The organism is Streptomyces xantholiticus (assembly GCF_014651015.1).
Taxonomy (GTDB): Bacteria; Actinomycetota; Actinomycetes; order Streptomycetales; family Streptomycetaceae; genus Streptomyces; species Streptomyces xantholiticus.
In genome coordinates this window covers 42,125-51,824 of record NZ_BMWB01000038.1, presented here as the reverse complement: position 1 = coordinate 51,824, position 9,700 = coordinate 42,125, and the positions used below count along the sequence as shown (strand labels likewise).

General features: G+C 67.4%; 10 protein-coding genes and 3 pseudogenes. 7 read left to right on the top strand and 6 right to left on the bottom strand.

All coding sequences use genetic code 11. The features are described from left to right. Positions 1–89: 89 nt before the first annotated feature. Positions 90–247 (bottom strand): annotated as a pseudogene (locus IE198_RS32940) (IS256 family transposase); the annotation flags it as partial. A 102-nt stretch (positions 248–349) separates the two neighbouring features. Here IE198_RS32940 and IE198_RS32935 point away from each other — a divergent pair. Next, positions 350–817 (top strand): UvrD-helicase domain-containing protein, encoded by a 468-nt coding sequence (locus IE198_RS32935; protein WP_189893330.1) that lies wholly within the window; start codon positions 350–352, stop codon positions 815–817. A gap of 132 nt (positions 818–949) precedes the next feature. Further along, the gene (locus IE198_RS32930; protein WP_189893327.1) at positions 950–2,101 is read left to right on the top strand and encodes a UvrD-helicase domain-containing protein; all 1,152 of its coding nucleotides are present in this window, start codon (positions 950–952) and stop codon (positions 2,099–2,101) included. A 656-nt stretch (positions 2,102–2,757) separates the two neighbouring features. On the opposite strand, the gene IE198_RS32925 is transcribed toward IE198_RS32930, so the two are convergent. Both IE198_RS32925 and IE198_RS32920 read right to left on the bottom strand, forming a co-directional pair. After that, complete coding sequence (locus tag IE198_RS32925) at positions 2,758–2,904, bottom strand: hypothetical protein (protein WP_189893319.1); 147 nt, start codon at positions 2,902–2,904, stop codon at positions 2,758–2,760. A gap of 294 nt (positions 2,905–3,198) precedes the next feature. Continuing rightward, positions 3,199–3,417, bottom strand: coding sequence for a hypothetical protein (locus IE198_RS32920; RefSeq protein ID WP_189893346.1), 219 nt, complete (start codon positions 3,415–3,417; stop codon positions 3,199–3,201). A 193-nt stretch (positions 3,418–3,610) separates the two neighbouring features. Between IE198_RS32920 and IE198_RS32915 the strand changes: the two genes are divergently transcribed. Together IE198_RS32915 and IE198_RS32910 are read left to right on the top strand one after the other, a co-directional pair. After that, positions 3,611–4,225 (top strand): nucleotide-binding protein, encoded by a 615-nt coding sequence (locus IE198_RS32915; protein ID WP_229834745.1) that lies wholly within the window; start codon positions 3,611–3,613, stop codon positions 4,223–4,225. Next, entirely contained in the window at positions 4,222–4,488 is a 267-nt protein-coding gene (locus IE198_RS32910) for a hypothetical protein (RefSeq protein ID WP_189893317.1), read from the top strand. Before IE198_RS32915 ends, IE198_RS32910 begins: the two co-directional genes overlap by 4 nt. A gap of 31 nt (positions 4,489–4,519) precedes the next feature. Here IE198_RS32910 and IE198_RS35935 read toward each other — a convergent pair. After that, positions 4,520–4,862, bottom strand: a pseudogene (locus tag IE198_RS35935) (hypothetical protein); the annotation flags it as partial. 415 nt (positions 4,863–5,277) lie between these two features. Between IE198_RS35935 and IE198_RS32905 the strand changes: the two are divergent. Then, positions 5,278–6,228 (top strand): annotated as a pseudogene (locus IE198_RS32905) (IS256 family transposase); the annotation flags it as partial. Positions 6,229–6,278: 50 nt separating this feature from the next. Here IE198_RS32905 and IE198_RS32900 read toward each other — a convergent pair. Further along, the gene (locus IE198_RS32900) at positions 6,279–6,998 is read right to left on the bottom strand and encodes a hypothetical protein (RefSeq protein WP_373300049.1); all 720 of its coding nucleotides are present in this window, start codon (positions 6,996–6,998) and stop codon (positions 6,279–6,281) included. Between the two features lie 93 nt (positions 6,999–7,091). On the opposite strand from IE198_RS32900, the gene IE198_RS32895 reads away from it, so the two are divergent. Beyond that, complete coding sequence (locus tag IE198_RS32895) at positions 7,092–7,664, top strand: ArsR/SmtB family transcription factor (RefSeq protein ID WP_189893313.1); 573 nt, start codon at positions 7,092–7,094, stop codon at positions 7,662–7,664. A gap of 78 nt (positions 7,665–7,742) precedes the next feature. Here IE198_RS32895 and IE198_RS32890 read toward each other — a convergent pair whose 3' ends face one another. Continuing rightward, the gene (locus tag IE198_RS32890; protein ID WP_189893311.1) at positions 7,743–8,156 is read right to left on the bottom strand and encodes a hypothetical protein; all 414 of its coding nucleotides are present in this window, start codon (positions 8,154–8,156) and stop codon (positions 7,743–7,745) included. Positions 8,157–8,591: 435 nt separating this feature from the next. Here IE198_RS32890 and IE198_RS35930 point away from each other — a divergent pair, with 435 nt between their 5' ends. Beyond that, entirely contained in the window at positions 8,592–9,680 is a 1,089-nt protein-coding gene (locus IE198_RS35930) for a site-specific integrase (RefSeq protein WP_229834739.1), read from the top strand. Positions 9,681–9,700 lie beyond the last annotated feature (20 nt).

The window sequence follows — 9,700 nt, the reverse complement described above, 5'->3', positions numbered from 1 at the left end:
ATATCTCGCATACAACGTCAACGACGCCCGTCACCAGCCGTCACCACCGACTACGGAACAGAGCCAATTTAACGGCTGATCTTGGTCGTTCAGTTGTTGGCCGGGGTGAGCCGGCCTTCGAAGGAGATCTGGAAGGCGTTCAGGGTGCTTTCCAGCGCATGGTCCACCGCTTGCGGCCCTTGCCGGTTGGGTCCAGGCTCATCAGCGCCATGTAGACGCACTTGAGGGCGGCGGCCTCCGAGGGGAAGGCGGCCATCCCGTTCACCGTGCCGCCCTACCTTGCCGAGGCGATCCGCTTCATTACTGCTGCCGACGATGGCGACGACGCAGCGGACGAGGTGAGTGTCGCGTGAGCGACCTCAGCCAAGCGACGGAAGTACGGGCTGCTGCCGAGGCGCAGCAGCCAGCGGCGATCACAGCACCGGCGCCCGCCTTCATCCCGGCATGCCCCGGTGCGGGCAAGACTCATGTGATCACCATGCGGCATCTGCAGTCCCCTGCCCGGTCGCTGCGCAAAGGGCGGGCTCTGATCTCCTTCACCCGGGTAGCACGGGATCAGATGGCAAGCCGCTGCCGCCAGGCGGGCCGCGGCGACCTGGTGCAGGCCCCCCACTTCATCGGCACGCTCGATTCCTTCCTGTGGGAGTTCCTGGTCAAGCCGCTGAGAAAGGCCGAGCCCGTCTGTCGGCTACTGGAGTCCTGGGCAAGCGTCAAAGCAACGGTGCAGCTGGATCGGGCGATTCCGCTGCACCAGTTCCCCCTGACGCTGGATCCCGATCCCAGCCTGCCCATCAAGCAGATGGAGGCAGTGGCCTGAGATCGTGTCGACTACAGCACGGCCCGGATCCTCGACGACAGCCCGTTTAGCCGCATCGACTGGCTGGACAAGATCATTGCAACGCGTGAACCGTGGCTGAAGCAGGGCTACTTCACCGGTCACGAGACGCGGATGCTCGTCCTGTGGTGCCTGCGCAGCAGCCGCTCCTCCCGGATTCTGCCGCCGCTGCTGTCCCGCTTCGCGGAGGTCATCGTCGACGAGGCGCAGGACTGCTCCGCCGCAGACCTGGCGATCCTGGAACTGCTGCACCAGGCCGGCCTGCCGCTTGTCTTAGTCGGAGACCCCGACCAGGCCATCTATGCGTGGCGCGGCGCCGAGCCCCAAGCGCTGCATCGGCTTGCCACCCAATTGACCGATATTCCCGTGCCGTTGACCGGAAACTGGTGCAGTTCCCCGGTCATCTGCCGCCTCGCAGCGGCCCTGCGCACGGGAAAGCGGACGCCGGATACCCCGGTCGCGTCCGCAGAAGAGATTCCAGTGGGCATTCTGCCCACCCGCTTTGCCGCTCGGGGCAGCAACCACCGCCATGTCCCCACCGACGAGCCGGTGGTCGACGCCTTCCACAACCTAACCCACGAGTACGGGATCGGCTCCACTGACTGCCTGGTCACCGCCCACAAATATGCCACTCTGCCTGGGATCACCCGCGAGAAGAGCAATCCTTCCCTCATCACCAGCCTGGCCTGGGCCCGCACTGTGGCCCACACTGCCACGGCGACCAGCGGCGACCTTATACGCGCCTGCGCGGTCGCTGTACGTACCCTGCTCAGCTACTGGTTTCCGGACGAGACAGGAGGCACGGACCGGATCTGCGCCGCGCACGGCCTGTCGGCCACCCAGGCCAACCGCATGGCGTTCGCCTTCTTGTGCAGCCTCCCTGCCCCGCACAAGGGTTGGGCACAGGACGTGTGGCAGGCGCTGAAGGCCTGGCCAGCTCCGGTGGGCGCAGCCCCGCAGGGCACCAAGGGCCGCCCGGCCGGCAAGCCTGCCATCACCAACCCCTCAATGACCACCGGCCTGTGGACCGACAGCGTCTATCAGGTCAAGGGCGACGAGGCGGACGCCGTGCTGCTGATGCTGCCCGACAGCGGGAGCATCCAGCGCTGGGCCACCGGCGACCCGGCCACCGACGAAGTGCTGCGCATTTGGTATGTCGCCGTCACCCGCGCCCGCCGCCTGGTGGCTCTGGCCGTCCCCGATGAGGCGACCGAAGCCCTCACCCGCCTACTCGAGCAGCATCAGATACCAGCCCGCCTGGTGTGACGCCTGGTCTCGACGCGCCGCGGTAAGAACGACCATGTGCCTAACAGCCAATCATCAGACCAGCCTGATGCGGCAGCTTCCGGCTATCGGCGCTTGCTTCGGCAGCCCGAAAAATGGCTCGAGGCTCATGCAGCAGTCCCGGGCTCGGGAACCGGCCCGTGGTCATCGCTGGCACCAGTTGTCAGCGTCGGCGTAGCTAGCATGCTGCCTTCCGGGGGTGCGCATCATCTCCACGAGCATGCGGCTGGTCACCGCCAGTACCGCACTGTCCTGCTCGGCCCGCGCGGACAGTGCCACATTGGGTTCGTTCAGCAGGTGAGAGATTCGCCTCCGTTACGCCATGCTGCCATCTCACGCTAAGCCAGGCTGAGTCAACAGGTCCGGGCATGCGGGGCAAGCGACGACCCTGCACAAGCACCAGAACAGCAGGAACGAGGATCGTCCGGCCCGCTCGAGATGCCGACACCTTGGAATTCCCGCGACATATACGGGAATCTCATCATTCGACGGGACTACAGCCCAGGGCACCCTCAAACCGTTGACCAAGAAAGCACTCTATGAAGTAGCCACAGACCAGCGACTCTCAATGACAACGTCCTTAAGGTCTCAGCCCATCCACGAAGATCGCAGTTGGGTAAGCACTTGCGCCCTCAGCGTTACACCAGGAACTCACAGTCCACCTCGTCGGCTTCGACCAGAGCCCGGCGCAGCTGTTCTGCCTCGGCGGGGCGCTCGGCCGCGGGCAGCGCTGCGGCGGCCTGGTGCAGGGCCCGGGCGTGCCGGCGGACGTCAGCGTCGTACAAGGGGCCGGGGGCTGGGCGGGTGAGCAGGTGCGCGGCCAGGAGCAGGGCATCGGGACTGCGCGGGTGGGCGGCGGCGGGCAGGTGGTCGGGATGCTGCCGTCCATGGCCTAGCCGACCTCTCCGCCGTACGCCTGACCGGACGTGGCCCGGGCCGGGTCCGGCGTGGTGCTGTGTGGCCTGCCGTTCGTCAGCCGCGCGCTGAGGGCCCCGGCTTCGGGCGCGACCAGCGACGTGCGGCGGGATCGCAGTGGCGCAGTTCCCTGTGCACAGGTTCGACTTTCACGCGGGCACCGGTCACCGGGTCTTCCTGGGGTCGTACACCATGGTCGACAGCGGCACCACCACGCCGGTCCAGAAGAGGAACTCGGGCACACTCCGGCCGGTCCACGGGATCTGGGAGGTCAGCAGTGCGCAGAGCGTGGTCAACGCCGCCCGTCCCAGCACGATCCGGGCCCAGCGGCCGCGGCGTACGAGGGAACGGATGTTGAGCTGTACCCCCTTACGCAGACACATCTCGCGGACGCTGACTCTCCGGACGGCCGACGCCTCGGCCTGCTGGGCGGCACTCCACCTTCGGCTCGTCCACCGGCCGAAGAGTAGTTCCTGGCTGCTTGCGAGTGAACGATGGAGCTCCGCGCTCGCGTCGAATCCATTCGGTCGATCACGTCCGATATGGTTGGCTCCCATGCCACTTAGCTTTGCCTTTGTGAATCTCAAGCCTGGAGTCGGCAAGACGACCAGTGCCGTATGGCTGGCCCACGCGCTTCACGAGTCGGGCTACTCGCCGCTTCTGGTCGACGGCGACCCAGCCTCCTCCGCACTGCGCTGGAGCGAATTGGCCGACGGCTTTCCGTTTCCCGTCATCGCCTTACCGGTGGGCGACGTGCACCGGCGCGTGAACGACTTCCTGGGCAATCGGCAGGCTGTGGTGCTCGATGCGCCGCAGATGGAGGACCATCCTCGCATCGCCCGCAGCATCATGAGGTACGCGGGTGAGTGGATCGTCCCGGTGACCCCCGCTCCCATCGAACTGGACCGGATGGCCCCCATCCTCTCCGAGATGGACGACGTCCAATCCCTGCGTGCCGAGCCGGCCCGCACCGCAGTCCTCCTGAACCGGACCAATCGCCCCGACGCCACACGCACCGGCCCCGATGCCGACGCCCGTGAGGCGCTCACCGAGTGGGGGTTCGTGGTACTGGACACCCAGATCGCGCGGCTCGAGTTGTACGCCCAGTCGTTTGGAAGTCCGGTGCGGGCCAAAGGATCGGCGTTCATGGACCTCGCCGATGAACTCATCAAGCGTCAGGAAGAGGCATGAAGGAGCGCAAGGACAGGTACCGCGCGGCGTTGCAGCGCGGAGGGGACATCGCTGCCAGGTCCTCCAAGATCATCACGCTGAACAGCAGATACGTCCGGATGACCCTCGAAGTGGACCCGGACCTGCAGCGAGACCTGACGCGATGGGCCAGTCTGCCGGTCTCAGCGCTGGTGCTCGCCAGCACGACCGTTCTGCGCACTTTGGCCGACACCGCCGCGGCCGTGCCCCGATCCGTGGGAGGTGCCCGGCATACGGGGCCGTAGAGGCCCAGGTCGTCGTACGGCGCCCGAAAGGGTTGCCGGCGGGGCTCTGGGTGGCGACGCAGATCTGCTCCAGCTTGACCCAGACCGCCCAATTGCCGAGCGGGGTGAGGGTGGCCTGGCCGCGCTCGAGGGTCAGAGCGCCTACGGCGGACAGACCTTCGAGCGCCCAGTCGAGGAGCACGCCGACGGGCGCCTCGCCGACGGCGGGCCCGGCCTGCGGTTCCGGCTGGGTGCCGTAGGGCACCTCGCCGCGTTCCTCGCGGAGTTCGGCGACACGCTGCTGGAGCAGGTCGAGCAGGGCCGGCGAGCACGGGGCCGGCCGACAGTTGGAGGAGGGAGAGCATCTGGGGCACCGCCTCGACCACCTCGGCGACCCATCGTCGAGTTCTGACAGCAACGAGGAGCGGTCGCCCTGGGCCTGACCTCGGAGCAGGTACGGGCCGGCTGGGACCGCGCGCGCCTCGCCGGTCTCGTGGAAATGCAGGGCGACACGGCGCTCCCCGGCTGGCGACTGCGTGCCTGGGACCGCGACGACTTGGCCGTGCTGCGCGGCTGGGTCGCCCACCTGTGCCCGGGGCAGAGCAATGCTCAGGAATTGTGGATCAGCCCTGGCGGAAGGAGGCTTACCTTCCCGATGGATCGATCGATAGGTCATCGAGCAAGGCCGACGTTGCACCGCCGGTCGGGAAGACACGCCTGTACTTACGGTAGTCAACGAGGACGGCACCACGCCAAGCGGCAGCTCGCTGCTGGTTGAGGTCGTCCGGGAGGGTGCGAGGCGGATGCTGGCCGCCGTGGTGCCGGAAGTCCCCGAAGATCAGCGAGGTGCTGCCGCTGCTCTACCTGCACGGCCTGTCCTCGGGCGACTTCGTGCCCGCGCTCGAGCAGTTCCTCGGCTCCTCCGTCGGGCTCTCGCCTGCCACGGTCACCCGGCTGACCGCGCAGTGGCAGGCCGACTGCAAAGCCTTCGGCGAGCGCGACCTGACCGGGTCCGACTATGTCTACGTCTGGGCCGACGGCATCCACCTGCGCATCCGCCTCACGGAGGCCAAGTCCTGCGTCCTGGTCGTCATGGGTGTGCGTGCGGACGGCACCAAGGAGCTGATCGCGATGGCCGACGGCTACCGCGAGTCCGCCGAGTCCTGGGCCGATCTGCTGCGCGATGCCGCCCGGCGCGGGATGCGGGCCCCCGTCCTCGCGGTCGGCGACGGTGCACTCGGCTTCTGGAAGGCCCTGGCGCAGGTATTCCCCGAAACCCGCCATCAGCGGTGCTGGGTTCACAAAACGGCCAACGTGCTCAACGCCCTGCCGAAGTCAGCCCAGCCCGGTGCACGCAAGGCATTGCAGGACATCTACAACGCCGAGGATCGCGAGCACGCCGTCAAGGCGGTCGCCGCATTCGACAAAACGTACGGCGTGAAGTGGCCCAAGGCGGCTCGGAAGATCACCGACGACGTCGACGAACTGCTGGCGTTCTACGACTTCCCCGCCGAGCACTGGGTTCACCTGCGCACGACGAACCCTATCGAATCGACCTTCGCGACGGTCCGGCTCAGGACCAAGGTCACCAAGGGCGCCGGCAGTGCGGCCGCCGCCCTCGCGATGGTCTTCAAGCTCGTCGAGTCCGCCCAGCAGCGGTGGCGAGCGGTCAACGCACCCCACCTCGTCGCGCTCGTCCGGGCCGGAGCGCGCTTCGAGCGCGGCCACCTCGTCGAACGCTCCGAGGCTCACGCGGCCTGAACCACCTCAACTGGCTCAGAGGTATTGACAATTACTCAACCGAAACCGGTTCACATGTAGGACCGGATGGATACCGTGACATCCATGTCGAAGGCGTTCGCTCCCGCCGTGGATGGCAGGCCCAGGGCCCGGTCGAGCGCGCGGCCAAGGGGGCCGCAGCCACTAGTGCCCGGGGCGGCGAACTCCGCGTCCTGGGCACCGAAGGCGGCGATTAGGGGGTCCTTGGATATCACCCTGGTGGGATCGGTGTCCTTGAGCACTAGGTGGACCGCGTCCTCATCGCTGCCCACCGAGCAGCCCGACCAGGGCAGGGACAGCAGCCCGTGCGCCGAGCCTATGACGAACTTGATGTCGAACTCGCCGCGCCGGGTGTCGTCGGACAGGAAGTCCGAGTAGCCGCCGTACTGCGGAGTCAAAGTCAACAGGGTGCCTCCCACCCGGATTGGCGCAGCGGTCATCTCCCCGAAGACCTGGCGGAATTCACCGTCCACACGGCCTTCCGCAAAGGTGATCTTCATAGGTTCGGTGAGAGGCTCGTCGACGGCGCCCATGCGCAGATGCCCCGTGGCGTGCATGACCTCGCAGCGCCAGGTCCCGGGGTCCGCACCCGTGGGCAGCTCATCGACGGTCGGGCAGGCGGAGAAGTCGAACTCGGGCAGATCCGCGGCCCGTTCAGCTCCATACGCGGGTGCGGCGCCCAGGGCGAGTCCGGCAAGTAGGGCCCCCGCAGCAGCACTTGTGAAGCGGCGGACTGTGCGATTCAAGGTCACTCGGTTCGGCGTCATACGTCACAGCATTGCAGAGGTTTCTCTGCAGAGGAAGGTCTGCAGAGAAATCGCTGCTATCTGGGATAGACTGCCGCCATGACGAAAGAGCGGAGAGCGGACGCCGCAGGGCGGCGCACGGTCGACAGCCCCGAGGTACTCAAGGCCCTTTCGCACCCCCTGCGCCTGCGTATCTTGCGCCACCTCGGCGCGGCGGGCCCGGCCACCTCAACCACGCTGGCCGCCGCCCTCGGCGAGAACACAGGGACGCTGAGCTACCACCTGCGCATGCTGGAGCGCAGTGGCCTCATCGAAGACATCCCCGAGCGCTCCACCGGGCGTGAGCGCTGGTGGCGCGGGGTGCGCGGCCTCGACATCCGCAGACCGCCGCAGGGTGAGCTGACGGAGGCCGAGCGCGCCATGTCGGCCGAGCTGGACCGGATGAGGATGGAGGAGGACGTCGAGCTCGCCCGGCAGTTCACCGCCGGACAGGCGGAGTCCGAAGGCTGGATGCGGGGTTCACGCAGCCTCATCCACCTCACGAAGGGTGAGCTGGACGCGCTCCATGACGACTATCTGGCCCTGCTCGCGCGCTATGCCCGCGGGCCCGAGGACGCCCCCGACGACGCACGACCCGTACTCCTCCGCTGGTTCGGCCTGCCCGCCGACTGACCGGCAGCCAGCCGACGAACTGTCTGATCGGCCAACTGGCCGTACGGGTGAGGTGAGGGAAGGGACGGGCCGACATCTTCACGCAGCCACGGTCTCCTCATTCGGGCGACGCATCTGCGCGCGGTCGCGGCCCCGACCAGAGACGACCCCGCGGTCCTCCCACCCACTGTCCACGGGCAGCTGCCGCTCTTCCCGGTCCGCCGGATGCTGTCCATCGACGTCTGCCGGCGCATTCTGCAAAGGCCGCTCGCCGGCTATAGCGACGTCGTCGAGCACACCGCGGCGTTCGCGACTGAGACCGGCATCAGCAAGCCCATGCAGCGCAAGCTGCACGAGATGCTGCGCCTCGCGCTCGCCGTGCGCGACGCAGACGGCGACGACCTCGTCGATGAACTGGTCCTCGACGACATCCCCAACTACAGCCGGTCCGTCCGGGCGGTCCTTCTGCGGGCGGAGATGCTCAGGCTTCTGCCAGAGCCCCGCGAACCTCACCGCCCTCAGCGGCCACGGACATCGCGGACTACGCGCCGTCTCTGGCCGCCCCGGACGATGACACCGAGGTCCTGCCAGCAGTGCGGCTGCTGGTTCACTGCGAAGACGAGGGTCACGTGCGAGCCCTGCTCGGCCTTCGCCTTCCGGAAGAGAGGGAACCGCCCGGTATCCACGGGAGTGTGCGACCGCTGCCACCGTGTCGACCTGCCGCTGGCTGATGGACGCTGCCGCGGATGCCGCTGGCACGTGGCCAACTACGGCCAAGGGGACATCGCCCGGTTTGGAACCCAGCTGTGGTTTGGTTCGCCGGTCCCGGCACCCACAAGCTTGCGTGGCTCGGAGGTGGCCCCGCCTACCCTGCGCCGTCCTGTCTCCGAGCAATTGGCGGCCCCTGGGCAGGAGAGGTTGTTTGAGGTCCGGTGAGACTGGCGCCCGGTGGCCGAGCTGGCGCGGCAGGATCTGCCGACTCTCACGGACTCGGCCAAGCGGCTGCTCGCCGACCTCGACAGCGTGATGAAGCAGGAGATGTGGTCCAAGGTCCCCGCCACCAAGACCCGACACACGTTGACCGTCTTGGTGTCCTGGCTCGGCGCCGATGCCCCGCTGCTGGAGACCGACATCCGGGCGCTCGTCGACAACCGTCCCCTGAAGTTCAGCGGACGGCGGGTCACACAGTTCCTTGAAACTCGAGGGCTGCTGAGCCCGGATGCCGAGTTCCGCCGGGACGCGCATCAGAAGCGATTGGAGGCCGAACTCGCCGCACTGCCCGAGACGATCGCACAGGAACTCTCAGTCTGGATCAAGGTCGTGCGCGGAGAGGGCAGGTGGGAGCACACCGGCCGCACCTACCGGAGCATCGTCCGCTACTGGCATGTCCTCGACCCGATCCTCAAGGGGTGGCTCGCGGACGGCATCGAGAGCGTGCGCGAGATCACCCGCGACGACGTCAAGAGGGCCATCGCCACCCGCAAGGGGACGCCAGCCCGCTCGATCCACATCGTCCTGCGGAATGTCTTCCGGGCCCTTCGGCAAGAGGGCGTGATCTTCCGCGATCCCACCCGTGACCTCGTCTTCGCCGCGATCAACAAAACCCCGCCCTCTGTGCCCTCGGACCGGCTGGCCGGCGTCCTCAACCATGCAAAGAACGACTTCCAGCGCTTCGTGATGGTGCTGGTCTGCGTCCATGCACTCAACGGCACCGACATCCGTCGGCTGCTGCTCACCGACCTCGACCTGTCCCGTGAACGGCTCATCGTCCGGCGTCCCGGCAAACGGCACATCATCTACCTGGACGAACTTACCTACCGCTGCGCCTCCGCGTGGCTCCGTGAACGTCACCGCCGCTGGCCGGTGACGACCAACCCTCATCTGTTGATCAACCGATGGACCGCGGTGGACACTACGCACTCGCCCATCGGCACCACGTTCACCGCCATCTTCCGGCCCCCGGACTCACGATGCCCACCCTGCGGCAGGACCGGATCCGCGACGAGGCATTCGAGGTCGACGACCCACTTCACCTGATGCGCCTGTTCGGCATTCCT